Annotated in this window: 23 protein-coding genes; 2 read left to right on the top strand and 21 right to left on the bottom strand. The window is 42.6% G+C overall.

Annotated features, from left to right (window positions below; all coding sequences use genetic code 11):
* Positions 1-36: 36 nt before the first annotated feature.
* The 6 genes from gndA to mce form a co-directional block, all read right to left on the bottom strand.
* Positions 37-1,446, bottom strand: coding sequence for an NADP-dependent phosphogluconate dehydrogenase (gndA, locus tag P6709_RS03115; RefSeq protein WP_278239418.1), 1,410 nt, complete (start codon positions 1,444-1,446; stop codon positions 37-39).
* A 101-nt stretch (positions 1,447-1,547) separates the two neighbouring features.
* Complete coding sequence (locus P6709_RS03120; protein WP_278239419.1) at positions 1,548-2,786, bottom strand: DNA polymerase IV; 1,239 nt, start codon at positions 2,784-2,786, stop codon at positions 1,548-1,550.
* A gap of 309 nt (positions 2,787-3,095) precedes the next feature.
* On the bottom strand, positions 3,096-3,584 hold the full coding sequence (locus P6709_RS03125; RefSeq protein WP_278239420.1) for a chemotaxis protein CheW: 489 nt from the start codon (positions 3,582-3,584) through the stop codon (positions 3,096-3,098).
* Between the two features lie 81 nt (positions 3,585-3,665).
* Positions 3,666-4,787, bottom strand: a complete 1,122-nt coding sequence (locus tag P6709_RS03130) for a M20/M25/M40 family metallo-hydrolase (RefSeq protein ID WP_278239421.1) — start codon at positions 4,785-4,787, stop codon at positions 3,666-3,668.
* A gap of 72 nt (positions 4,788-4,859) precedes the next feature.
* Positions 4,860-6,410 (bottom strand): acyl-CoA carboxylase subunit beta, encoded by a 1,551-nt coding sequence (locus tag P6709_RS03135; RefSeq protein ID WP_278239422.1) that lies wholly within the window; start codon positions 6,408-6,410, stop codon positions 4,860-4,862.
* Positions 6,403-6,828, bottom strand: a complete 426-nt coding sequence (mce, locus tag P6709_RS03140; RefSeq protein WP_278239423.1) for a methylmalonyl-CoA epimerase — start codon at positions 6,826-6,828, stop codon at positions 6,403-6,405. The genes P6709_RS03135 and mce overlap by 8 nt, the downstream gene beginning before the upstream one ends.
* 132 nt (positions 6,829-6,960) lie before the next feature.
* Here mce and prli42 point away from each other — a divergent pair, with 132 nt between their 5' ends.
* Complete coding sequence (gene prli42, locus P6709_RS03145) at positions 6,961-7,056, top strand: stressosome-associated protein Prli42 (RefSeq protein WP_278239424.1); 96 nt, start codon at positions 6,961-6,963, stop codon at positions 7,054-7,056.
* Positions 7,057-7,338: 282 nt separating this feature from the next.
* Here prli42 and P6709_RS03150 read toward each other — a convergent pair whose 3' ends face one another.
* Complete coding sequence (locus P6709_RS03150) at positions 7,339-8,427, bottom strand: tartrate dehydrogenase (protein WP_278239425.1); 1,089 nt, start codon at positions 8,425-8,427, stop codon at positions 7,339-7,341.
* 14 nt (positions 8,428-8,441) lie between these two features.
* On the bottom strand, positions 8,442-10,091 hold the full coding sequence (locus P6709_RS03155; protein WP_278239426.1) for an SLC13 family permease: 1,650 nt from the start codon (positions 10,089-10,091) through the stop codon (positions 8,442-8,444).
* 177 nt (positions 10,092-10,268) lie between these two features.
* Here P6709_RS03155 and P6709_RS03160 point away from each other — a divergent pair, with 177 nt between their 5' ends.
* The gene (locus P6709_RS03160) at positions 10,269-10,958 is read left to right on the top strand and encodes a GntR family transcriptional regulator (RefSeq protein ID WP_278239427.1); all 690 of its coding nucleotides are present in this window, start codon (positions 10,269-10,271) and stop codon (positions 10,956-10,958) included.
* A 194-nt stretch (positions 10,959-11,152) separates the two neighbouring features.
* Here the strand turns inward: P6709_RS03160 and P6709_RS03165 are convergent, their stop codons facing one another.
* The 13 genes from P6709_RS03165 to yqiS all read right to left on the bottom strand — a co-directional run bounded on the left by P6709_RS03165 (position 11,153) and on the right by yqiS (position 26,797).
* Entirely contained in the window at positions 11,153-12,130 is a 978-nt protein-coding gene (locus P6709_RS03165) for an aromatic acid exporter family protein (RefSeq protein WP_278239428.1), read from the bottom strand.
* 59 nt (positions 12,131-12,189) lie between these two features.
* Entirely contained in the window at positions 12,190-12,912 is a 723-nt protein-coding gene (locus P6709_RS03170; protein WP_278239429.1) for an amino acid ABC transporter ATP-binding protein, read from the bottom strand.
* A gap of 106 nt (positions 12,913-13,018) precedes the next feature.
* Positions 13,019-13,456: a BrxA/BrxB family bacilliredoxin gene (locus P6709_RS03175; protein WP_278239430.1), complete on the bottom strand. Its 438-nt coding sequence runs from the start codon at positions 13,454-13,456 to the stop codon at positions 13,019-13,021.
* 193 nt (positions 13,457-13,649) lie between these two features.
* Positions 13,650-14,687, bottom strand: coding sequence for a methylmalonyl Co-A mutase-associated GTPase MeaB (meaB, locus tag P6709_RS03180; protein ID WP_278239431.1), 1,038 nt, complete (start codon positions 14,685-14,687; stop codon positions 13,650-13,652).
* Positions 14,680-16,839, bottom strand: a complete 2,160-nt coding sequence (gene scpA / locus P6709_RS03185; protein ID WP_278239432.1) for a methylmalonyl-CoA mutase — start codon at positions 16,837-16,839, stop codon at positions 14,680-14,682. Before scpA ends, meaB begins: the two co-directional genes overlap by 8 nt.
* Positions 16,823-18,589 carry a methylmalonyl-CoA mutase family protein gene (locus P6709_RS03190; RefSeq protein ID WP_278239433.1) on the bottom strand — a complete coding sequence of 589 codons (1,767 nt, stop codon included), beginning with the start codon at positions 18,587-18,589 and terminating at the stop codon, positions 16,823-16,825. Before P6709_RS03190 ends, scpA begins: the two co-directional genes overlap by 17 nt.
* Positions 18,590-18,792: 203 nt before the next feature.
* Positions 18,793-20,106, bottom strand: coding sequence for a dihydrolipoamide acetyltransferase family protein (locus P6709_RS03195; RefSeq protein ID WP_278239434.1), 1,314 nt, complete (start codon positions 20,104-20,106; stop codon positions 18,793-18,795).
* A gap of 24 nt (positions 20,107-20,130) precedes the next feature.
* Positions 20,131-21,114 (bottom strand): alpha-ketoacid dehydrogenase subunit beta, encoded by a 984-nt coding sequence (locus P6709_RS03200; RefSeq protein WP_278239435.1) that lies wholly within the window; start codon positions 21,112-21,114, stop codon positions 20,131-20,133.
* A 15-nt stretch (positions 21,115-21,129) separates the two neighbouring features.
* On the bottom strand, positions 21,130-22,128 hold the full coding sequence (locus P6709_RS03205) for a thiamine pyrophosphate-dependent dehydrogenase E1 component subunit alpha (protein WP_278239436.1): 999 nt from the start codon (positions 22,126-22,128) through the stop codon (positions 21,130-21,132).
* A gap of 32 nt (positions 22,129-22,160) precedes the next feature.
* Positions 22,161-23,585, bottom strand: coding sequence for a dihydrolipoyl dehydrogenase (gene lpdA, locus P6709_RS03210; RefSeq protein WP_278239437.1), 1,425 nt, complete (start codon positions 23,583-23,585; stop codon positions 22,161-22,163).
* Between the two features lie 15 nt (positions 23,586-23,600).
* Positions 23,601-24,704 carry a butyrate kinase gene (buk, locus tag P6709_RS03215; protein WP_278239438.1) on the bottom strand — a complete coding sequence of 368 codons (1,104 nt, stop codon included), beginning with the start codon at positions 24,702-24,704 and terminating at the stop codon, positions 23,601-23,603.
* 64 nt (positions 24,705-24,768) lie between these two features.
* Entirely contained in the window at positions 24,769-25,863 is a 1,095-nt protein-coding gene (gene bcd, locus P6709_RS03220) for a branched-chain amino acid dehydrogenase (RefSeq protein WP_278239439.1), read from the bottom strand.
* Positions 25,864-25,891: 28 nt separating this feature from the next.
* Positions 25,892-26,797: a phosphate butyryltransferase gene (gene yqiS, locus P6709_RS03225; protein WP_278239440.1), complete on the bottom strand. Its 906-nt coding sequence runs from the start codon at positions 26,795-26,797 to the stop codon at positions 25,892-25,894.

Genomic DNA, 26,797 nt, shown 5'->3' on the forward strand with positions numbered 1-26,797 from the left:
CCTCTTTCCTGTGGAAGAGGTCTGATCCTGAGCTTATTATTCCATCCACTCTGTGTGGAAAGTACCTTCTTTATCTACACGCTGATACGTGTGGGCACCAAAGTAGTCACGCTGAGCCTGAATCAGGTTCGCAGGCAGAGTTTCAGTGCGGTAGCTGTCATAGTATGCCAATGCCGTAGAGAATCCTGGGACAGGAACTCCGTTTTGAACGGCAAGGGAAATAACTTCACGCAAAGCAGACTGATAAGATTCAACAATCTCTTTAAAATATTCATCCAGCATTAAGTTCGTTAATCCCGGTTCACGGTCATAGGCCTCTTTGATTTTTTGAAGGAATTGAGCACGAATAATGCAGCCCCCTCTGAAAATCATGGCAATATCTCCAAATTTAAGATCCCAGTTGTACTCCTCTGATGCGGCTTTCATTTGAGCGAAGCCTTGGGCATAGGAAGCAATTTTAGACATATAAAGCGCACGGCGGATGGCTTCAATTACTTCTTTTTTATCTTTTTGCGGAGCAACTGCTGCAGGGCCGCTAAGCACTTTGCTTGCATGAACCCTCTCTTCTTTTATGGCTGAAATAAAACGGGCAAAAACAGATTCAGTAATAATAGGCAGCGGCGTTCCAAGGTCAAGAGCGCTTTGGCTTGTCCATTTGCCTGTTCCTTTCTGACCTGCTTTATCCAAAATTACATCGACCATTGGCTTTCCGGTTTCTTCATCCTTTTTCCTGAAAATGTCGGCAGTAATCTCGATTAAATAACTGTCCAGTTCTCCTTTATTCCAATCTGCAAAAACTTCGTGCAGATCTTCCGCGGAAAGACCCAGAACATTTTTCATAAGGAAATAAGATTCAGCAATCAGCTGCATATCAGCGTATTCTATGCCGTTATGAACCATTTTCACGTAATGACCCGCGCCGTCTGGTCCTATATATGTGCTGCAGGCTTCACCATTTACTTTAGCTGAAATCTGTTCAAAAATAGGAGCCACTAAATCGTATGCCTCTTTTTGACCTCCAGGCATAATAGAAGGACCGGTCAACGCACCCTCTTCTCCACCGGAAACGCCAGTTCCAATAAAATGAACACCATGTTCGCTTAATTCCTGGTTGCGGCGGATCGTATCTTTATAGAACGTGTTTCCTCCATCTATTAAAATATCACCTTTATCAAGCAAAGGCAGCAAGCTGTTGATTGTAGCGTCCGTAGCAGCACCCGCTTTTACCATCAATAAAATTTTTCTTGGTGACTCAAGTGATTCAACAAAATCCTCAAGGCTGTATGTACCGTATATCTGTTTTCCTTGAGATTCTGAAATCATATCATCCACTTTGGAGGATGAACGGTTATACACAGCTACTGAAAATCCTCTGCTTTCAATATTCCAGGCAAGGTTTTTCCCCATAACTGCAAGACCCACTACACCAATTTGTTGTTTTGACATGTTTAACGTCCTTTCTATTGCAAGATGTATTGCTTTTACAAGCATCCAAATAATCAATCACTATTGTAACACTATTTCAGCTAAAGGCGAAAAAAATGCCTTTATTCATGATCCTTTAAAAAATCTTTACTGAAGCTCGTTTCTGCAGCAGGAAAGTAATTATTTTTTTTAAGTATAATCCCCCGGCTTAATTTACCAGTGCCATACCTTTTTTTAATTTCTTCCAATACTTTATCTACAGGTTCATGCCTTGCATCTTCTTCATATGAAAACAGATCCAGCTGCTTGACAGCCTGTCTTCTCTCCACAAGTTCCTGACCTGTTACACCAAGCAGCCTGATCGATGTTCCATCCCAGTGAGACAAAAACAGGGATTTAACAGCAGCAAGCAGATCATCCTCATGATCGATCGGACTATTCAGCGTGCAGCTTCGGGTAATGGTTTTGCGATCTTTAAAGCGGATCATAACAGACAGACTGTAGCAGAGCATTCCTTTCGCTTTAAGCCGCTGACTCACCTTTTGGGAAAGTTTAAATAAGACCGAAATCAGTTCAGATTGATTTGATACATCCGTTGGCAGTGTCGTAGAATTGCCTACGCTTTTAAAATCATATACGCTTTCCGGATCTACTTTTCTTTCATCCAATCCATTTGCCCTGTCTTTTAATCTTTTACCGTTTATACCAAGCAGCGCTTTCAGCTGAAGTTCTTCTCCATTCGCAAGATCTCCAATGGTCTTCACTCCGATGCCGTATAGCTTTTGGGCTGTTTTTTCACCAATTCCATGCATGGCACGGACGTCCATTGGCCACATAATGAGGGGCACATCTCTTTTTCGGAGGACAGTAATACCGAGCGGTTTTTTCATATCAGAAGCCATCTTAGCTAAAAACTTACTTGGCGCAACACCAATGCTGCATGGCAGATCCAGTTCCCGCAGTATTCGATCCTGAATGGTTTGTATGATCTCGATCGGGTCGTGATCAATCAGTTCAGACATATCCATATACCCTTCATCGATAGATACAGGCTCCACGAGTTCTGTGTAAGAACGAAGGATGGCAAACATCGCCTTAGAAGCTTCTCTGTAACGATCAAAGTTAGGTCTCATTACAATTAAAGAAGGGCAAAGCTTTTTTGCTTCCCAGAGCGGCATTGTCGTTTTCACGCCATACGACCTTGCTTCATAGCTGCATGTCACTACAATTCCTTTTCTTTCTTCCGGGTTGCCTGCAATGGCAAGGGGTTTTCCTTTTAAAGAAGGATCATGCGCTGCTTCAACAGATGCATAAAAACTGTTCATATCAACATGCAAAATGATTTTTCCCCTTTTTTTCATACCGGCACCCCCTTCACCTTATTGTACAACAATCTTTTTTAATCTTAAATGAAGAAGAACCGGATATAAAATACACTTAGCAACCCTTCCTACCCAAGACCGGTCGCGTTAAGTTGGGGCGTTCTCGCCATTCTTTAATAAAGCTGCAGAAATGGATCTTAATTTATCAAAGCAGAACAATATATAGGTATAAAATAGGATCCATAATGAATCGTTATCATGAATAAAAAGAGCCTGAGACAAAAAAACGTCTCTGGCTCTTTAACCGGTTCCATGCTCACTCAGGGATCTACCGCAATCCAATTACATTTATTGGCGTGTGCTCATTTGGTCTTTATACTCAACCATATAATCGAATATTTCTTTAATGCCTTCCAAACTGTGAGCCATAGCCCCCGGATCCACAACCGTGATTAGACGATCCCCGGCTTGTGCGATTCCTGTAAAATAGTTAGCTTCGGAATAGGCGATAAGACCCAATTCTTTTATAGAAGCAGCAGGCAGATCGAGAATCTCGCTCGCTTCTTTCACTCGTAATGCCAGCAGCAGATTATCCGTTTTTAATACAAGAATTTTTGCTTGAGGTGATTCATTTCCTTCAGGCTGGCCCAGAATTTTTTCAAAGTCTAGAACCGGAAGGAGATCCCCCCGCACACTTGTAATTCCGATCATATACGATGGCAGATGCGGAAGAGGGGTGCGATTTTCGTCTTTCTCAATGGAAAGTATGGATTCAATTTTAATCGCATATTCTTCATTGCCACTTGCAAATACTACATATTTTTGACTGTCATTCATGTGTAAACTTCCCTTCACCTTAAAATAGATAAGTCTAATGTACCATATTCTTGTGAAGAGAAGGATTACTTTTTTTGCAAATTAGCGATTTGAAACTTCTTTTACAATTGAAACCAGGAGTTCAGTTAATTTATTCAACTCTTTAATCGGCATTTTTTCATTTTTCGTGTGAATCTCTTCATATCCGACAGCTAAGTTTACTGTCGGCACACCCATACCGGCGATTACATTGGCATCACTGCCGCCTCCGCTGGTCAATAAAGATGAGGTTCTGCCAATTGCCTCGACTGCTGCTAAAGCAATTTGAACCACTTCGTCCTGTTCTTCAAATTTAAAGCCTGGATACATGATTTCGATTTCAACTTCTGCCTTGCCGCCCATTTCACTTGCTGCGTTTTCAAACGCCTCTTTCATTTTATCTGCCTGAGCTTCCATTTTCTCTGGAACTAAAGACCGTGCTTCTGCCAAAATATCAACTCTGTCGCAAACGATATTTGTTGCACTGCCTCCCTCAAAGCGTCCAATATTCGCTGTTGTTTCTTCATCAATGCGTCCAAGCGGCATGGAGGCAATTGCTTTAGAGGCAATCGTAATAGCAGATACTCCTTTTTCAGGGGCAACTCCCGCATGCGCTGTTTTACCGTGAATCACAGCTCTTACTTTCGCTTGCGTTGGGGCTGCCACAATGATGCCTCCAACATCTCCGTCACTGTCTACAGCAAATCCGTATTTCGCTTTTACATAAGAAGGATCAAGGGCTTTAGCTCCCACAAGGCCCGATTCCTCTCCTGCTGTAATAATAAATTGGATCGTGCCGTGGGAAACCTGGTTTTCTTTAAGCTGATGAACCAGCTCAATCATTGCTGCGATGCCGGCTTTATCGTCAGCACCCAGAATCGTGGTTCCGTCAGAATGAACATATCCGTCTTTTACAACCGGCTTAATTCCTTTTCCTGGAGTCACAGTATCCATATGGGAAGTAAAATAGATCGGATCTGCTCCTTGTTTCGTTCCTTCCAGTGTGCAAATCAAATTATTAGCTCCGTGGCCGGTTTCACTCATGCTGCTGTCTTCCGCCACATGTACTCCTAGGTCACTGAATTTCTTTTTTAAAACCTCTGCAATTTCCGCTTCATACTTTGTTTCTGAATCCACTTGAACAAGCTCTAAAAATTCATCCAGCAATCTTTTCTCATTAATCATACTATTCCCTCCAATTATGTATTCACGGTGCCTAGTATACCGTGAAATGCGGTGTTTCACAAAGCCTTGCTCTCAAAGAGGAATATTTCCGTGCTTCTTTTTAGGGCGATCTTCCTTTTTATTTCTGAGCATTTCAAGCGATTGAATTAATTTGATTCTCGTTTCACGGGGATCAATTACATCATCAACCATCCCCCTGGCTGCCGCGACAAATGGATTTGCGAATTTTTCCCTGTATTCTTCAATTTTCTTCGCTCTTGTCTCCTCAGGATTTTCACTTTGTGCTATTTCTTTTGCGAATATAATATTTGCTGCGCCCTGCGGACCCATTACGGCGATTTCAGCATTGGGCCAGGCAAAAACCAAATCCGCTCCAATTGATTTACTGTTTAACGCAACGTAAGCTCCTCCGTAAGCTTTTCGCAGAATCACAGTCAATTTTGGCACGGTTGCTTCTGAGTAGGCGTAAAGGATTTTAGCGCCGTGCCTGATGATGCCGCCATGCTCCTGCTTGATGCCAGGGAAAAAGCCGGTTACATCTTCAAAGGTGATAATGGGAATATTAAAGGAATCGCAAAATCGGATAAATCTTGATGCTTTGTCGCTCGAGTCTATATCCAGCCCGCCTGCCATTACCTTTGGCTGATTACAGACGAGGCCGACTACTTCCCCTTTAATACGCGCAAGCCCAATCACAATGTTTCGTGCAAACTCTTTTTGAATTTCCATAAATGAATCTTCATCTGCTACTTGTTCAATGACCGTCCGTACATCATAAGGACGGACCGGATCGAATGGAATAGAATCAGCAAGATCCGGTCTGTCATCTGACGTGGATGCAGCAGCCTCTCTCGGCGGCTTTTCTTCATTTGATTGTGGAAGATAGCTTAGCAGTTTTCTTACCTGTTCGAGTGTTTCTTTTTCAGTTTGAGCTCTGAAATGAGCATTTCCGCTGATCGTATTATGTATTTTGGAACCTCCAAGGTCTTCAGAGGAAATCTTTTCACCCGTTACAGTTTCAATTACTTTAGGACCTGTAATAAACATTTGGCTCGTTTTGTCGACCATAAAAACAAAATCAGTGATTGCCGGTGAATAAACGGCACCGCCCGCACAAGGTCCCATAATTACAGAAATTTGCGGCACCACGCCTGAATAAACTGCGTTCCGGTAAAAGATATGGCCGTAGCCGTCCAAAGAAACGACGCCCTCCTGAATACGGGCACCGCCGGAATCATTTAACCCAATAAAAGGTGCACCATTTTTTGCAGCAAGATCCATCACATTTGCAATTTTTTCAGCATGCATTTCACCAAGCGCCCCGCCAAACACGGTGAAATCCTGTGAAAACAAATAAATCGGTCGTCCGTTTACTTTTCCATAACCGGTGACAACACCATCTCCGTGGCCTTTAATTCCTGCCATGCCGAAATCAGCTGACCGGTGCTCAATGAACGGATTCAGTTCCATGAACGTTCCTTCATCCACTAGAAGGTCAATTCGCTCTCTCGCTGTCAATTTTCCTTTGTCATGCTGGCGGGCAATCCGTTCATCTCCTCCTCCTAATTCAATCTCTCTTCTTCTGTCGTAAAGCTCATTTATTTTTTCAAACATATCACTCATGATTCGACTCTCCCTTTTCTCTTGTGTGCTCGCATACTTCAAAAAGAACGCCATGCGCTTGCTTTGGATGCAGAAAAGCTACATCAGCTCCTCCAGCTCCCTTTTTGGGCTTATCTGAGATAAAGGTCAGCCCTTTTTCCTTAAGCTCATCTATTCTATTTTCAATTCCCTCCACTTCAAAAGCGATATGATGAATGCCCTCTCCTTTTTTCGATAAAAATTTTGCAATAGGCGACTCCCCCGTCAGCGGCTCAAGAAGTTCTAGCTTGACGTTGCCTGCATCAATAAATGCCACTTTTACTCCCTGATTTGTGATTATTTCTTCCCTTATAAAAGTAAGCGCTAACATTTCGGTGTAAAAAGGAAGCGATTCTTTAATTGACTGCACAGCAATCCCGAGATGATCTACTTTTTTCATGTCTTTCCCTCCTGCGTTTTTCTGCTCTCCACTTATTGTACCGATATCTTTATCTATTGACTACCTGCTTGCAGTTTTTCTGAAGTGAAGATAGAATAGAAGTACAATGCCTACAAATAAGGGGAGAGCTTCTTGCGTAATCGTACATTTAGAAAAATTGTTGTTTATTTAATGATCTTTGCCATGCTGGCATCCACTCTGGCGATAGGATTATCAATGGTATTATAAGACTCAATTGTTAACCACTTGTTAAGGATAAAATGCAGTAAACTGGTTTAAAGAGATGCAGGCACGAAACTCAAAAAAGTTTTAAAAATGAGGATTTAATTATTAAGAGTATTAGGTGAGCGGAGCGGAAGGTGGCGACTCCTGCAGGACATGACGGCAAGCTGAGACCCCTCAAGGCAAAGCCTTGAGGAGGGCTCAGCGCCGTCCCTGCGGAAAGCGTCCTCCTGAAGCGAAGTGAACCGGACGTAGAGCTTGAGACACTTTTGTCCCAGGCTCTCTTTTTTATCTTGTTTTTCCCTCTCTATTTTTCAAGTGAAAAGATTGAAGATGATGACAGATTGCCTGAGTCACTTCTTTTGTTGAATAGGAGCCCCCGACGTCAGCAGTTTTAATTTCCTGTCGTGTCACTTCATTAATTGCCTGAATGATTGATTCCGCCCCTTTTGGATAGCCCAAATGATCAAGCATCATGGCTGCTGTCCATACTTGCCCAATTGGGTTCGCTTTTTCCTGTCCTGCTATATCAGGAGCTGAACCATGAACCGGTTCAAACATTGATGGAAATCTGCCTTCAGTATTTAAATTAGCCGAAGGTGCAATGCCGATGCTCCCCATCACTGCTCCTCCGATATCTGTCAAAATATCTCCAAACAAATTAGAAGCGACAATGACATCAAAGGTTTGGGGTTTTGTAACTAAAAATGCAGCCAGGGCATCTATATGCACAGATTCTGTTTCAACATCGGGATAATCAGCTGCAATCTCCTGAAACACCCGATCCCAGAAGGGCATGGAATGAACAATGCCATTTGATTTGGTGGCGCTCGTCACCTTTGAATTTCTTTTTTTGGCAAGTTCAAAAGCATAGCGGATGGTCCGTTCAGTTGCCTTTCTTGTAAAGATTGCATTCTGTACGGCAATTTCATCCTTGCCATTATGGATCACTCCACCGGATTCACTGTATTCTCCCTCGCTGTTTTCCCGCACGACAACAAAATCAAAGTTTCCAGGAGATCGTAAAGGAGATTGAATTCCGTCGATCACCCGTGCAGGCCGGATGTTCAGTGAAAGCTCTAATTCACGTCTAATTTTAATTAACATTCCCCATAATGATATATGGTCGGGTACAAGCGCCGGATTTCCTACTGCTCCTAAAAATACCGCATCAAAGGCTTTCAGCTTGCTGATCGCATCTTCAGGCATCATCCTGCCGGTTTTAACATAATGATCAGATCCCCAATAAAAATCCTGCATTTCAATCTTACACTCATTCTGAGTTTGGGCCCATGTTTGTATAACTTCTTTTGCAGAAGCCATTACTTCAAGCCCGATTCCATCTCCAGGCAGGCAAGCGATGGTTATAGTAGACATTTGAATCCCCCCGTTTATCTAAAGCTGTCCGGAAATACTGTAAGATCGATATCAAAGATAATTGGCAGATAAAAATACACCGCAGTTGTAATAAAAATGACACACGCTATATTGACCCAAAATCCATTTTTAACCATTTCAATGATTTTGAGCTTCCCTGTAGCAAAAATAATGGCATTAGGAGGTGTCCCGACCGGAAGCATAAACGCACAATTTGCAGCCATTGCTGCTGGCACCATTAACGCGTAAGGATGCACATTAATTGCGACCGCCAATGATGCTAAAACAGGAAGTATCATCGTCGCTGTTGCTGTATTTGATGTGATTTCAGTAAGGAAAAGAACCAGCGCTGCAGTAATAACAATCATCAAAATAAAGCTTACACCTTCAAGAACAGTCAGCTGTTCACCAATCCAGCTTGCCAGCCCTGTTTCCCTGAAACCTGCTGCAATTGCCAAGCCGCCTCCAAACAAAAGTAAAATTCCCCATGGTATGTCTTTCGCTACAGACCAGTCAAGCAGCTTTCCGCTCCCTGATTTTGCAGGAATTAAAAACAGGAGAATCCCCGCTGTTATAGCGATCATGGTATCGTTGATGCCAGGAATAACAAAAAAGTTTTCATTTTCCCATAGAAATGAACGGGTAATCCACATAAAAGCAGCAAAAACAAAAACGGCTGCTACCATTTTTTCCTCGTACGATGTGTGGCCAAGTTTCTTTTTTTCCGATTGGATCAGCTCTTTTCCTCCCGGCAATTGCTTCAGTTTTATCGGGTGCGCCACTCTCGTTAAGTATAGCCATGAACAGAACAGCAGAATGATCACGACCGGAGCAGCAAATAACAGCCACATGGCAAAAGATATCTGGATATCATACAGTTCACTTACGATGCCCGCAAGCAGAAGATTGGGCGGTGTTCCGATAAGGGTGCCGAGCCCCCCAATTGTCCCTGCGTATCCGACAGCGAACAGCAGTGCTTTTGAGAATTTCTCCTCTTCACCTGAATAATCCCTATCAGAATTTTTTAAGCTTTGCGAGACCTGATAGGTAATCGCAGTTGCAATAGGCACCATCATCATGACTGCAGCTGTGTTTGAAACCCACATGGACAAGAAACCTGTTGCAATCATGAATCCAAGGATAATATTGGAGGTGGATGTGCCTACTACTGAGATAATATTTAAAGCAATTCTCTTATGCAGATCCCATCTTTCCATTGCTAAAGCAATCATAAAGCCGCCCAGAAATAAAAATACGATCGGATCTCCATAGCTTGCTGTAACAGCAGAACCTTCAAGAGCCCCCGTCACTGGCAGAAGAACAATAGGAAGTAATGAAGCTGCCGGTATGGGGATGGCTTCTGTAATCCACCACGTCGCTACCCATAATGTGGTGGCAAGCACCATTACTCCTCCATGGGAGAGCGTTTCAGGTTGAAAAAACAGGACGGTGAGTAAAAATAAAAGCGGCCCCAAAATTAACCCTGTCCGCTGAGGAGTTGTATAACTGGGTTCATTTTGTGAAGGCTGTTTGTTCCCATTTTTTATTTTTGATTCTGAAGGATCTTCATTTACATTTCCCTCTCCGCTTAATGAAAAAAATAATAGATTCTTCGTTTTTCTGTGTGCACGCCAAAGTGAATCTGATAAAGTCTGATAGGACAAAAGATTACCCCCTTTATTTTTAAAGCGCTTACATATATAATGAAATAAATACTGTCGACTGTCGACAGGTATATGTTAAAGAATACAAAGTCAAAACAAGTACGTCAATAATAATTTTAAAATCCCGACAATATTCTCATTGTTTTCCTTTACAGCATGTATAAAGGTGGAGTTACAATGGATAATCCAATTAAAAAATATAAAACGATCCATGAACAAGTCTATTCTCTCTTAAAAGAACGGATTATTAAAGGAGAATATAATCCAAATCAACGTCTTTTTGAAGCACAATTGGCAAGGGAATTCTCTGTGAGCAGAAGTCCCGTAAGAGAAGCGATACGGATACTTGAACAGGAAGGTCTGATTACTCAGAATGAACAATCCATGCTCTTTGTTTACTCCCCGAGTATCGAAGATGTGGAACAAATCTATCAATGCAGAGAAGTTCTGGAATCACTTGCTGTCTCTCTTTGTGCAGAAAAAGCTGAAAAAAAAGAGCTGAAAGAAATTCTCGATACAGCCGTCATTTCTCTGCAGTATGTCGCTTCAAGCCGTGAGGAAGACATGAATCGATTAATTGAACTGAATAGTTTGTTCCACGATTTAATTATTCGCTCAAGTCAAAATAAAAGGCTTGTAAAACAGCTTGATGATTTAAGAACGCTGACCTTTGTCTACAGGAGAATGAATATGAATCATTTTCAACGGAGAAAAGAAATTGCCGATCAGCATATTAATATAGCTGAAGTTTTGATAGACAGGGATTCGGAGCAGGCTTCTCTGATGATGAAGAATCACATAGCCCGGGATAAACACTTCTTAATGACTATGTTTAAAGAGCAAATTAAAAACGACGATGGGATCTAACGAAAAAGTATAAAAAAGCATCAAACGCAGGGTGGTGAATAAAGAAGGATGGGACGGTTGATCGGAAGATTACACGACAAAGCCATCGAAAGTCTCAGCACGCTTCATATTGAAAATTCCGCCTGAATCACAGTGAAAAAGTCAAAATTTATCTTCTTTCAAAGCTCAAAATAAAAACAGTTTGTGTGAGTAACTCATACAAACTGTTTATTCATCTTTTTAGACGGGATTCCTCTAAAAGACTGCTTTAATTGCAAATATTCTTCCATTTCACGAATAAATTGATACAGAGCAGCTCTCGTTTCAAACTCCTCACGATTTTTAGGCATCTCCATATCCTCAAAGCGAATTTTCATATCATATAATTTCTTCAAATATAAAATCGCTGTATTCCCCGGGTGAATATGTTCACTCAAGTCCTCTACAAAATCCCCAATCATTTCACGCTGTTCCACCGAGGAGGAGAGCGAAGAGATGAGCGGGAGCATTCTCTCAATCAGTTCAAATTGCTTTTGTCTCATTGAGAAATAAAGATAATAATGATTTTCATTTCGTAAAAAATGATTTTCTACATCCTGGAAAGCCAGTGTTTTTGCTTCTTTAATCATCTGGTCTGTAGAGGTAATCTCCCTCCCGCTCCATTCCGAATTTTCATCTTTTAAATAGGCCGCCATTTGCAAAAATATTGTGTGAAAGTTGGCTTCTATTTTCTGCTGAAATTTTACCAGCTTCGCATCAACACTTGGCATATATAAATTCATAATCAAGGCAATGCCAATCCCTATAATGATTAAGAGAAACTCATTTAGGAGAGAAGCAAGTGTCACCCGGCCGTCCATAAAAATATGCAGGATGATTACACTGCTTGTTACGATTCCCTCTTTTATATTCAGCGACACTGTAACCGGTATGAAAAGCAGCAGCATTAGACCAATCACGATGGGGTGGTAGCCTAGTGCTTCAAAAAAAACAGCTGAAAAAACCATTGCCAGCATGCAGGCGGCAAACCGGCTCCATGAAGCATCTACTGATTTTCTTTTTGTGCTTTGAATACACAGGATGGCTATAATACCGGCTGAAGCAAAATTATTCAAATCTAAAAACTGTGCAATCATGATGGCAATAGCTGTTCCAATTGCGGTCTTTAATGTGCGGTAACCGATTTTAAGCATTTCCTTCCTCCCTTCATTCAGCCCTATCGCCGTAATTTAGCTTCCTTGCAAGAAGGACATTAAAGTACTTTTTGCAGGAAAGTTCTTGCCCTGTCACTTGATGGAGCAGAAAAAAAGTCAGCAGGTTTTCCTTCTTCAATCAATTTCCCTTCATCCATAAAAAGTATCCTGTCCCCTACTTCTTTCGCAAATCCCATCTCATGTGTCACGATCACCATGGTTATACCCGTGACGGAGAGTGCTTTAATTACATCCAGAACTTCCTTTACCATTTCAGGATCAAGGGCAGATGTAGGTTCATCAAAAAGCAGCAGGGAAGGCTCCATTGCAAGGGCTCTGGCTATGGCAACACGCTGCTTCTGGCCGCCTGACAGCCGGTTTGGATACTCTTTTGCTTTTTCACTTAATCCTACTTTTTTTAATAGCTCCAGCGCTTTTCGCTCAGCTTCCGGTTTTTTTATTTTTTTCACCTTTCTTGGTCCATACGCAACATTTTCCAGTGCAGTCATATGAGGAAATAAGTGAAAGTGCTGAAAAACCATGCCTGCCTCTGCTCTGAGTTTCAGTGGATTAAACCCTTTGGCGGTTATATCGTTTCCGTTAATTAGGATGGATCCGGAAGAAGGCGTTTCAAGCAGATTCATACACCTTAGGAGCGTTGATTTACCTGAGCCTGAAGGGCCAATCACAACTGCAGCCTCTCCTGCGTTTACAGCAGTATGTATACTCGATAATACATGGTGATCGCCAAACTGTTTATTTAATCCCTCTACTTTAATCATATACGTATTCCTTTCCGGTCAAACATGTATAGCTGCTAGTTTTTAAATGTGATTATATAATTCAATATAAAAAACGTATGCGTTTGCATACGTTTTTTACGCTTATTTAAATTTCCTCACAGTGTACTTCAAATAATCCCTGAAGATGTGTAATAACGGACATAGGATCATGTCCTTCAATTTCGTGACGCTCTACCATTGATAAGATTTTTCCATCTTTTAAGAGTGCAAATGATGGTGAAGATGGCGGGTATCCTTCAAAATAACTCCGTGCCTTTGCAGTTGCTTCTTTATCCTGTCCTGCAAAAACGGTAACGAGTCTGTCTGGACGTTTATCATAATGAATAGAATGTGCAGCTGCCGGTCTTGCAATACCCCCGGCACAGCCACAAACTGAATTTACCATCACAAGTGTTGTTCCTTTTTCTTCGATAGCTGCTTCCACTTCTTCAGGAGTTGTCAGCTGCGTGTACCCTGCCGATTCAATTTCTTCCCGCGCCTGACGTACAACGTCATTCATAAAAATATTAAAATCCATGCTCATAATACGTTCTCTCCTTTTAAAAAGGTATCTGCCTATTTATAATAGTAGAAATTTAAGACTGAAGCAACTAATTGAATTTTTCATTTAAAAAAGGTTTGTGAGTCAAAAACCTGGGTAAACTTAAAAAGAATCTAGCTTTAACCCCAAAACTCCCTAGATGATTGGATGGCTTCTTTTAGAGGTCATCCCTTTTTTATTTGGAAAAAAGCTGCTCTATTGCATCTGCAGGAGAGATTCTTTTTGAACGCACCTGCTGTTTTAACTGTTCAAGCTGCTCTTTTCTTCCCTCTTTTTCCATAAACTCATTCATTAGCCTGTCGACCATCATTTGGTTCATCCACTCAATTGCCTGTGAAGACCTCCGTCTTTCAAACATTCCGTTTTCCTGCGTTTCTTTTTTAAATTGCACAATGGCCTTCCATATATCATCAATTCCTGCTCCAGTGATCGCTGAAGATGTAAAAGACGGCGTTTTCCAACCTTCAGTCGCTGGCTGCAGAAAATGAAGGAGTTGACGGTAGTCCCCTTTTGCCTGCTCGGCTTTTATTACATTATCACCATCTGCTTTATTGATGACAATGGCATCGACCAGTTCCAAAATCCCTTTTTTCATGCCCTGCAGTTCGTCTCCGCCTCCGGTCAAAGCAAGCAGCATAAAAAAGTCCACCATTCCCCTGACTGTACTTTCACTTTGACCGACCCCTACTGTTTCTATAATAATCACATCATACCCTGCTGCTTCACATAATAGAATCGTTTCACGAGTCATTCTATGAACGCCGCCGAGTGTACCTGCTGCTGGAGACGGTCTAATGAATACATCCGGTTCATGAGCAAGCTGTTCCATTCTCGTTTTATCTCCCAGGATGCTTCCGCCTGATAAAGTGGAGCTCGGATCAACGGCAAGTATGGCAATCGCAAAGTCTTTATTAATGAGTTTTTTTCCCAGCGCTTCAATCCATGTGCTTTTTCCTGCGCCGGGTACACCCGTAATGCCAATCCGGATACTTTCACCAGTAAATGGCAGAACCCGCTGAATGAGTTCTGCAGCCTGACTGCGATGATCAGGCGAACGGCTTTCAACCAATGTGATGCTCTGTGCCAGCGCTTTTCGATCTCTACTACGGAGCTTTTCTATAAGATCATCCACCTGCATCCGGGATGACTTTTTTTTTCTGAACACACGTTTTTTCTTTCCTGACGTCGTCTCCTGATCCTGTGCATCACTCATGTTGTTCCACTTCCTCATAGCCAAGACGCTTGTAAATTTCTTCTATCACTTTTTCTGCCGCAACAGGTATAACCGTTCCCGGCCCAAAAATAGCTGTTGCTCCATTTTGCAGCAGAAATGGATAGTCCTGAGAAGGAATGACACCGCCGAGGACGACAATAATATCTTCTTTACCCCATTTTTTAAGCGCTTTCATTAGTTGCGGCAATAATGTTTTATGACCTGCCGCAAGTGAACTGACTCCTATAACATGGACATCATTTTCCACCGCCTGGGCGGCCGTTTCTTCAGGCGTTTGAAACAGCGGCCCAATATCCACATCAAATCCAAGATCTGCAAAAGCAGTAGCAATTACTTTTGCTCCCCTGTCATGTCCGTCCTGTCCCATTTTTGCGATTAAGATCCGTGGGCGTCTTCCTTCTGCTTCCAGAAATTCATCTGCCATGTCCTTTACGTGCTGAATGTTATTCCCTCCTTCAGAATACGTCTGGCTGTATACTCCGCTAATTGAACGAATGACTGCACGATGCCGACCTTTTACATGTTCAACCGCTTTTGAAATTTCTCCAAGGGTGGCTCTCGCTCTTGCTGCATGAACCGCGATTTCCAAAAGATTTTCCTTGCCGCTTTCAGCCGCTTTTGCTAAATGATCTAATCTATTTTGTACTTCCTGGTTGTTCCTTGTACTTTTTAATTCATTCAGGCGCTTAATCTGGTTATTTCGAACAGATTCATTATCGATTGATAAAATGTCAATTTGATCTTCCTGTTTTAGACGGTATTTGTTCACACCGATAATAGACTCTTTGCCTGAATCGATTTTTGCCTGCCGCTTAGCTGCCGCCTCTTCGATTTTCATTTTGGGCAGACCGGTTTCAATTGCCTTTGTCATGCCTCCTAGTTCTTCTATCTCATCAATATGCTTCCATGCCTTTTCCATTAGCTGATCTGTCAGCTTTTCAACATAATAGGAACCGCCCCATGGATCTATAACAGGAGTCAATCCTGCTTCTTCCTGTAAAAATAGCTGTGTATTCCTAGCAATTCTCGCTGAAAAATCAGTTGGCAGTGCAATCGCTTCATCAAGTGCATTGGTATGAAGTGATTGAGTATGCCCCATAACAGCTGCATGGGCTTCTATAAGCGTTCGCATTACATTGTTATAAGGGTCCTGTTCAGTCAGCGACCAGCCGGAGGTTTGGGAATGGGTTCTCAGCGCCAGTGATTTCTTATTCTGCGGTTGAAATTCTTTCATCAGCACTGCCCACATTCTTCTGGCTGCTCTCATTTTTGCTACTTCCATAAAATAATTCATTCCTATTCCCCAGAAAAAAGAAAGACGGGGTGCAAACTCATCTATGCTGATGCCGGCTTTTAATCCGGTTTTAACATACTCCAGTCCATCAGCAAGTGTGTAAGCAAGCTCTAAATCAGCTGGTGCACCTGCTTCCTGCATATGATAGCCTGAAATGGAAATCGAGTTGAATCTTGGCATGCGGGAAGCGGTAAATGAAAATATATCAGCTATAATCTTCATGGATACTTCAGGGGGATAGATATATGTATTTCTTACCATATATTCTTTTAATATGTCATTTTGAATGGTACCTGAGAGCTTTTCAGGTGAAACTCCCTGTTCTTCGGCAGCTACAATATAAAAAGCAAGAATGGGCAATACTGCGCCATTCATCGTCATAGACACAGACATCTTATCGAGCGGGATCCCATCAAATAAAATCTTCATGTCTTCTACAGAGTCAATCGCCACCCCTGCTTTTCCCACGTCCCCTGCCACCCGTGAGTGATCAGAGTCATAGCCTCTGTGCGTAGCGAGATCAAAAGCGACAGAAAGGCCTTTTTGACCCATCTCAAGGTTTCTTCTGTAAAAGCTGTTGCTTTCTTCTGCAGTTGAAAAGCCTGCATATTGCCTTACAGTCCATGGCCGGTTTACGTACATACTCGGATAGGGGCCGCGGGTAAATGGGGCAAGTCCGGGTAAATCATTAAGATGTTGCAAGGATGCTAAGTCATTTTGATTATAGACATTTTTTAAAGGGATTTCTTCATTCGTTTCTACTGGAGTCCCTTTAGGAATAGAAGTTTCTTTTAAAGATTCCCACTGGAATGGATGCTGGCTAAAGATTGGTTTCATCTGAACTCACCTCTTTAAGCTGTTTTACAACCTTCTTTAAAAATGAAATGATGTTTTTGCCCTCACATATCGAGTCTGTTAGTCCTGAATTTTTCCACTTGTCTATTTGTTCAGGCAGCAATTTTCCGGCAATATAAATGGATTGATTTAATTTTTTTTCAGACAGAAGCCGGTCAACTTCGAGTGTGTAGGCTTCGTCTGTACCGCAGATAATCTGAACAGGAGACCCCTTTAAATCGGTTGTCATTTGATAGGGCAAGCCAACTGTATTAAGAATGCCTGTAACAAAATCCATTCTTTCTTTATGCTCTTTCACTTCACCTAAGCAGACGATCTCGACGGGCCTTATGCTCTCTGCTAATGTTTCGCTCTGCAGACTGAATAACAGTGTCTCCCACTGCTCACTTAATCTATGTTTTTGGAGGGGTTTGATTGCTTCTCCTCCTTGCTCTGTTTTATTTTGCGGCTCTGTACTTAATTTGTTTACAGGAGCGTATCTGTTTGTTCCAACGATTGTGGCTTTTCTGACTGCTGTATCCGTCACTCTTTGTTCCCACACTTCGTTGATTTTGTTTTGAATAAAGCCTTCACTTAAGGCATCCTGCACACCGCCTAATTCCTCAATTTCAAGAAAAAACGTCCAGGCTTTTTCAGCCAGCTGTTTGGTCATGCTTTCAATGTAATAGGAGCCGCCGCCAGGGTCAGTGATCCCAGTTAAAAATGTTTCTTCCTTCAGGAGCAGCTGAATATTTCTGGCAACTCTTACTGCCAGTGATGAGGGAATGCCATTTAACGAGTCATAGGGTTCAACGTGCTGGTAATTTACTCCGCCAAGTGCAGCAGCGAATGCTTCATTGCCTGCCCGCAGAATATTGACCTGGGGATCCTGAATAGTCTTAGTTAAAGGAGAGCTTTGACTTCCAACCGAAACGGGCAGATCGCCAACCTGATAGCACTCTGCAAAATGGCTCCAAAGGGCACGAAACGCTCTAATTTTAGCTATTTCCAGAAAAAATGTAGATCCCGCTGCAAATTGTATATGCATTTTTCCAACAATGTCTTCCACTTTCCAGCCTTCCTGAGCCAAATGATTAATAATCCAGGATGATTCAGACAGGGCTGCAGCCAATTCCTGAACAGCTGAGGCGCCGGAATGGTGATAAGGTACAGTTGAAACCACGATCGATTTCAAAGAAGGCTGGGCATGGGAAAGCTCGTTAATCTCGTCAACCCACTGAGTTAAAAACTGCTCATTTACCAGACGTCCCAATTGAGCTTCACCGGAAATAAAATCATTGCCGAATACTCCTTTTACAGGACATGAATCTTTTAATGCTATTAACGAAGGCAGCCATTTTTTTCTAAGCGCGCTATCCAGAATAAAAAGATGAGGTTTTTCCTGAAGAGAAAATAACTCCTTAAGTTGTTTTGTGGACCATTCCCCTTCCTCATCTTCTTTTAAAGCGATCACTTCAGAACCATTCCTCAGCTCGTTTTGAACGGCTTTATAGGCTTCTTCCGGTGTTTTAGCCCAGACTTGTTGGGCGGTATACCATGTGCTGTTTAATTTCCAGCCGCGTGAAGGATGAAACCCATTACTTTCCGGACGTTCAGTGTAAAGGGGTTCAAGGGTCAAGCCTTCATATGTTTCTGTCTGCAAATCCTTAAGCGAGCGTCCCTTTAACGTTGATTCCACGAGTTGCTGCCATTGTGAAACGGAATATTTTTCAAACTGCACATGTTCTCGCATCGTAGCGCTGCCCAGCAGCTTCCCTCCTTTATATATATGTAATCGTTTTCAGATTGGTATATACTCATTCTAGTATAAAGCGGCGCGGTTTGAAAGAATAATTATCGATAGGCGCAACTCTGCACTGCGTATCAAAATAATAGAAAAAACCGGCATCTAATATGATAGCCGGCTTTTAGAACACTTAAGTGTTCATCATGTTTTTAGTATACTGACGTATTGTCTTTAGAAATAGTTTCGAGTATTTCTTTTACCCTTTGCAGGAATCGTCCGCAAACCAGTCCATCCAGCACACGGTGATCGAGAGATAAGCACAGATTTACCATATCGCGTACTCCAATCATACCATGGTCCATTACCACTGGTCTTTTTACAATAGATTCTACTTGTAAAATAGCTGCCTGCGGGTGATTGATGATGCCCATAGACTGAACAGACCCAAAGGAACCTGTATTATTTACGGTAAAAGTACCGCCTTGCATTTCTTCCGATTTTAATTTGCCTGCGCGGACTTTTTGAGCGAGTTCATTAATCTCTCTGCCGATCCCTTTTATCGTTTTCTCATCAGCATGCTTAATCACAGGAACGAATAGGGCATCGTCTGTTGCCACGGCAATTGATATATTGATGTCCTTCTTCTGAATAATTTTGTCTCCTGCCCACATACTGTTCATTTGCGGGAATTCCTTTAAAGCTTGTGCAATAGCTTTCACAAAGAAGGCGAAATACGTTAAATTAAATCCTTCTTTACTTTTAAATTCAGCTTTCATTGCATCCCGGTATGCAACTAAGTTAGTAACATCCACTTCCATCATGGTCCAGGCGTGAGGAGCTTCATGCTTGCTTTTGAGCATATTGGCTGCAATCGCTTTGCGTACTCCAGTTACAGGGATTTCAATGTCCCCAGCGGAAGAAGCAATCGCTGGCTGAGCGTTTTTCTTTGGCGCTGCAGCAGGCTCAGGAGATTTTTCTACCGTTTGGGCAGGTTTATTTTCTTTTTTCTCACTGTCTTGAGCTCCGTTCGGCTGAGGAATGTCTCCGCTGTCAATCAGCTTTTGCAGGTCTTTTCGCGTTATTCGGCCTTCTTTGCCTGAACCCGTTACTTGGGTTAGATCTATATTATGCTCTTGAGATAAACGCAAAACAGCAGGAGAGTAACGAACAGATGAAGAGGAATTCTTTGATTGAGTTGGTTTTGAATTCCCTGAATCAGGTGAAGATGTTTCTTTAGCCGCTTCTTCTTCGTCTGCAGCCGGTTTTTCTGAACCCTCTTCTCCCTCTACATCAATTGTGCAGATTTCTTCCCCTACTTCAAGTGTCTGACCTTCCTCTGCAAGAAGCTCTTTCATTATTCCTGTATAAGATGAAGGTACTTCAGCATTTACTTTATCAGTATTAACCTCTGCAATTGGATCGTATTTATTTACATGATCCCCCGGAGAAACCAGCCATTTTTCAATTGTGCCCTCTGTAACCGATTCTCCAAGCTGAGGCATCGTCATTTTTTCAACTGCCACGCGTACGCCCTCCTTAATTCTTCATTAATATTCTGCTAATTCCTTCATTGCTTTTTCAACTTTGTCAGGATTCACCATAAAATATTTTTCCATTGTAGGTGCATAAGGCATAGCCGGAACATCAGGACCGGAAAGTCTCATAATCGGAGCATCAAGGTCAAACAAACAGTTTTCAGCAATAATAGCCGCAACCTCACCCATGATACTGCCTTCTTTTGTATCCTCGGTTAAGAGCAGTACTTTTCCTGTTTTAGAAGCTGCTTCAATAATCGCTTCCTTATCCAGAGGATACACGGTTCTAAGATCAAGAATATGAGCATCATAGCCGTCCTGAGCCAATCGTTCAGCTGCCTGAAGGGCAAAGTGAACACATAACCCGTACGTAATAACAGTGATGTCTTCTCCCTTTCTTTTTACATCTGCTTTTCCAATTTCAAGCGTATAATCCTCTTCAGGAACTTCTCCTTTAATCAGGCGGTAAGCACGCTTATGTTCGAAAAACAGCACAGGATCCTCATCCCGGATCGCCGCTTTTAACAGCCCTTTTACATCGTAGGGTGTGGATGGCATAACAATTTTCAGACCCGGCTGGTTGGCAAAAATAGCTTCGACAGACTGTGAGTGGTACAGCGCGCCGTGAACGCCTCCCCCATAAGGTGCACGAATTACCATTGGACAGCTCCAGTCATTATTAGAGCGGTATCTGATTTTTGCTGCTTCTGAAATGATCTGGTTAATAGCCGGCATAATGAAGTCTGCGAACTGCATTTCTGCTATCGGCCTCATTCCATACATAGCAGCACCGATTCCAACACCAGCTATAGCTGATTCAGCAAGAGGCGTATCGATCACCCTGTCTTCCCCAAATTGATCATAAAGACCATGTGTTGCCTTGAATACGCCGCCTTTTTTTCCAACGTCCTCTCCAAGAACAAACACTCGCTCATCGCGTTCCATTTCCTCTTTCATTGCTAATGTAACAGCGTCAATATAAGACATTACCGGCATCGGTTTGTTCCTCCCTTAGTTTTCTTCCGCATACACGTATTTCAAAGCTGACTCAGGTTCTGCATACGGTGCCTTTTCTGCATAGTCTGTTGCTTCATTCACTTCTTTCATGATCCGGTCATTAATCTCTTTTTCCTTTTGATCATCCATTACTCCGGCTTCTTTTAAATACGCGCCAAATGTGATGATAGGATCCAGTGATTTAGCTTTTGCTACTTCATCAGGTGAACGGTATGCTCTGTCATCATCATCAGAGGAATGAGCGGTTAAACGATAGGATACCGTTTCAACAAGTGTAGGACCTTCTCCGCGGCGCGCTCGTTCTGCTGCTTCTTTTACCACTCGGTACACTTCAAGCGGGTCATTGCCATCTACAGTAACACCCGGCATGCCATAGCCAATCGCCCGGTCAGATACATTTTCACATGCCAGCTGCTTTTCTATTGGAACAGAGATCGCGTATTTATTGTTTTCGCACATAAAAATAACCGGCAGTTTATGTACCCCTGCAAAGTTTGCTCCCTCATGAAAATCCCCCTGGTTGGAAGAGCCCTCACCGAAGGTTACAAAGGTTACCAGATCTTTCTTTTCCATCTTCCCGGCTAAAGCAAGGCCGACTGCATGAGGCACTTGCGTTGTGACAGGAGAGGAACCTGTTACGATCCGGTTTTTCTTTTGGCCAAAATGTCCCGGCATTTGTCGTCCGCCTGAGTTTGGATCCTCTGCTTTTGCAAAACCAGAGAGCATCAACTCACGGGCTGTCATGCCAAAGTGCAGAACTACCCCCATATCACGATAGTAAGGCAGGGCATAATCCTTTTCCGTATCCAAGGCAAAAGAAGCGCCAACCTGTGCAGCTTCCTGACCCTGGCACGAAATAACAAATGGAATTTTACCCGAACGGTTTAAAAGCCACATCCGCTCATCTATTCTTCTGGCCATCAGCATGGTTTCATATATCTTTATTACCTCTTCATTTGAAAGACCCAGCTCTTCATGTCGATTTTTACTCATCGTTTAAAACCTCCCTTTATATCCTTAGCTGTTTAAGAATGGATTGCTTTTCCATCAACTGCCAGCGCTGCTTCACCTATAGCTTCGCTCAGCGTAGGATGAGGGTGGATAGTCTGCCCCACTTCCCACGGTGTTGCATCGAGCACACGGGCAAGTCCTGCCTCTGATATCATATCTGTTACGTGAGGACCAATCATATGTACGCCGAGCAAATCGTTGGTTTTAGAGTCTGCAATCATCTTAACAAATCCGTCTGATTCACCGAATACCAGTGCTTTTCCAATCGCTTTAAAAGGAAATTTTCCGATTTTCACATCAAATCCCTGATCTTTTGCTTCCTGTTCAGTCAGACCGACACTTGCAGCCTCAGGGCTTGAATAAATACATTTAGACACCAGTGAATAATCAATTGGTGAAACCTCCATATTCGCGATATGCTCCACTGCATGAATTCCTTCATGAGAAGCAACATGAGCAAGCTGAAGACCGCCGATTACGTCACCAATGCCATAAATATGGGACTCTTTGGTTTGAAGCGCTTTATTTACAGCTATAAAGCCATTTTCAAGCTGAATATCCGTATTTTCCAAGCCGATTCCTTCAACATTTGCCTGCCGGCCAACCGAGACCAGCATTTTTTCCGCTGTATAGGATTCAACTTTTCCATTCACTTCTGCCTGAATCGATACTTCGCCAGATTTCGTCAATGCACTTTCAGCATCGACCTTAGCACCTGTTATAATTTTGATGCCTTTTTTCTTTAAAAGCTTCAGCATTTCAGATGAGACGTCCCGATCTTCTGTAGGAATGATGCGGTCAGCATATTCCAGTACGGTTACCTCTACCCCGAAATCATTCATCATAGAAGCCCACTCTATGCCAATAACTCCGCCGCCGACAATTATGATGGACGAAGGCAGCTGTTCAAGCTCGAGAGTCTGATCAGAGCTCAGGATCTGATTGCCGTCAAGCTCAAGACCGGGAAGTGATTTGGGTCTTGACCCCGTAGCGATGATGACATTTTTTGGGATAAGCATTTCGTTTTCCGTTCCGTCCGTCATTTCAACTGAAACGGTACCCGGCATAGGAGAAAAAATGGAAGGGCCTAAAATGCGGCCAAACCCATCATAAACATCAATTTTCCCTTGTTTCATCAGATGCTGTACACCCTTATGAAGCTGGTCTACGATTCCCTGTTTACGTTCCTGAACTTTATTAAAATCCAGTGACACCTCCCCTGTCAGTACTCCAAACTGATCTGCATGCTTTGCAGTTGCAAATACTTCTGCGCTTCTAAGCAAAGCTTTACTTGGAATACAGCCTCTATGGAGACAGGTGCCGCCTATTTTCCCTTTTTCAACGATTGCAGTAGTCAGACCCAGCTGGGAAGCGCGGATTGCTGCAACGTATCCACCGGTTCCACCGCCTAAAATGACAAGATCATATTCTCTGGACATATATGAACCTCCTAATTAATTACGTACCTTCCGCAAAGCATTTGGATATTCTTTTGCTTCTTCCTCTTCTCTAAGAACTCTTAACGCACCTTCAGCAAGAGCCTGAAGTTCATTTTCACCAGGCTGAACAATTACATCCGCAATCCAGTCAATTTTTTCCCTTATCGCATTTACAAAGTCTTTGCCGTAAGCCAGCCCGCCTGTAAGAATAATGGCATCCACTTTTCCTGCAACGACTGCACCTGCTCCGCCAATTTCTTTTGCTACCTGATAGGCCATCGCATGATAAACTTTTTTGGCTTCTTCATTGCCTTTGCTGATCATTTTTTCAACTTGAACAGCATCGTTCGTACCAAGATAGCCTACTAGTCCACCTTGACCTACCAGCTTTTTCATTATTTCTTCACGATAGTAGTCTCCTGAGAAGCACAGCTCAACCAGGTCGCCAGCCGGAACTGTTCCTGCTCTCTCAGGACTGAAAGGCCCATCCCCGTGCAGTCCGTTATTTACATCAATCACACGCCCGTTTTTATGAACGCCTACTGTGATTCCGCCACCCATATGTGTCACAAGAAATGTTGATTGCTCATATTTCCTGCCAAGCTCTTTTGCTACACGACGTGCCACCGCTTTTTGATTCAGTGCATGAAAAATACTCTTTCTCTCGATCAGTGAAAATCCTGAAACACGGGCAATATCTTCAAGCTCATCCACGACTACAGGATCCACAATATAAGCTGGAACATTAAGGCCTGAAGCAATTTCGTAGGCAATAATTCCGCCTAAATTTGAAGCATGCTGTCCTGAATATCCTGCTCGCAGATCCTTCAGCATTTCATCGTTAACTGCGTATGTGCCCCCTTCAATCGGGCGAAGCAGACCGCCTCTTCCACATACTGCATTTAATTTCGAAATGTTGATGCCTTCCTCATCCAGCGCTTCTAATATCGTCATCTTTCTGAATTCATATTGATCGATAATTTTTGAGTATGCTTCGATTTGAACAGTTTCATGTCGAATTGTTTTTTCAAGCACAGCGGTTTCTCCATCAAATACCCCTATTTTTGTAGAAGTAGAGCCAGGGTTAATGACTAAAATACGGTATTGAGTTTCCTGCACGATATTTCCTCCAATCTAACAGACTTATGTGGTGGTTCATTTAGGCATAAGTCTAAAACTCTTATTATCTGCGGCTTAAAATATGGTGTCCCTGCTGTAAAAACTGGCTTCTTGATTTGCTCATTCTTGAAATGCGCTCCTCCGCCATTCTGTCAGCAGCAACATAGCTTGGGACATGATCGCGTTTTGCGATTTCAAACACTTTTGCTACATTATCGTAAATTTTCTCTACATTTTTCATTGCACGTTCACGGTTGTAGCCATATAACTCATCTGCCACATTGATAACTCCCCCGGCATTAATGACATAATCCGGTGCGTAGACGATTCCACGCTCATGCAAAATATCGCCATGACGCGTCTCTTTCAATTGATTGTTCGCTGCACCCGCCACTACTTTTGCTTTCAATACCTCAAGCGTGTCATCGTTAATTACAGCGCCCAGAGCACAAGGAGTGAAAATATCACATTCTACCCCGTAAATCTCGTTCGGCTCAACTGCTTTAGCTCCAAACTCTTCTACAGCCCGCATGACAGCAGCTTTATTAATATCTGTAACGATTAACTTTGCCCCTTCTTCATGAAGGTGGCGGCATAAAGTAAATGCTACATTCCCCACACCTTGTACGGCAATGGTTTTCCCTTCAAGAGAGTCATCACCAAAGGCTTCCATTGCTGCAGCTTTAATTCCACGGTAGACCCCGTATGCCGTAACTGGTGAAGGGTTGCCAGACGATCCAAATGCAGGGGAAATACCTGTTACATAATCGGTTTCTTCATGAATTAAATCCATATCGGTAACAGTCGTTCCTACATCTTCAGCCGTAATATAGCGTCCTGCAAGACCCTGTATATATCTTCCGAAAGCACGAAACATTTCTTCATTTTTATCTTTTAATGGATCACCTATAATGACCGTTTTTCCGCCGCCAAGATTCAAGCCTGCAGCAGCATTTTTATACGTCATTCCCTTAGCTAGACGAAGTGCATCTTCAATAGCAGCCGCTTCATTATCATAAGTCCACATTCTCGTGCCGCCTAATGCAGGCCCAAGTGTCGTATCATGAATTGCAATGATAGCTTTTAAGCCGGATGTTTTGTCCTGACAAAAAACAAGTTGCTCATAATCGTATTGTTCCATATAAGTAAATAGTTCCATTTGTAATTCCTCCTAAGGGGTGTTGGTATTAAGTAGCTGAACAAATTGCCATTGCCAGTGAATTCAGTTTGCTTTGAGCCGAATCTGAACGGGAAGTAAGAACAATTGGTGCTTTTGCACCTGCAATGATCGCTCCAACCTGGCTGTTCCCAAAGTACATTAAAGATTTATAAAGAACATTACCTGCTTCTATAGAAGACACGAGCAGAATATCTGCCTGGCCTGCCACCTCGCCGCCGATTTTTTTCTGCTTTGCTGCATCCATTGATATAGCATTATCAAGGGCCAGCGGACCATCCACGATGCAGCCGGTGATTTGACCTCTTCTATTCATTTGAGTTAATGCAGCGGCATCCAATGTAGCCTGCATTGACGGGTTAATTACTTCAACAGCTGCTAGAGGAGCGACTTTTGGCTTTGACACACCCAGCTTATGCGCGACGCTTACTGCATTGGAAACAATTTGAACCTTCTGCTGAAGATCCGGTGCTACATTCATAGCTGCATCCGTCACAAAAATACTTCTTTCAATTGCAGGTACTTCAAAAAGAGCGACATGGGAAAGCACGTTTCCAGTTCTCATTCCTTTTTCCTTATGCAAAACCGCTTTTAGCAGAGGTGCCGTTTCAATATGGCCTTTCATCAAAACAGCCGCTTCGCCATCTTTCACAGCTTGAACTCCTTTTTCAGCTGCGGTCAAAGCATCTCCGGCATGACGTGTAACAACCCGTCCGTTTTGAAGAAGTGACGGATAGTTTTGGGCAATAAGATCATCTATTTTTTTCTCATCGCCAATTAAAATAAAATTAGCAAGTTCCAGTTCCGTTGCCATTTCAACAGCTTTAAGCACTTCATGATCTTCCGCTTTAACAACGGCAACAGTCACTTCAGTTTTTCTGCCGGCGTCTTCTATTAATTTATTAAAGGTTTCCAT

The sequence above is a fragment of the Jeotgalibacillus sp. ET6 genome (assembly GCF_029667115.1).
Classification (GTDB): Bacteria; Bacillota; Bacilli; order Bacillales; family Jeotgalibacillaceae; genus Jeotgalibacillus.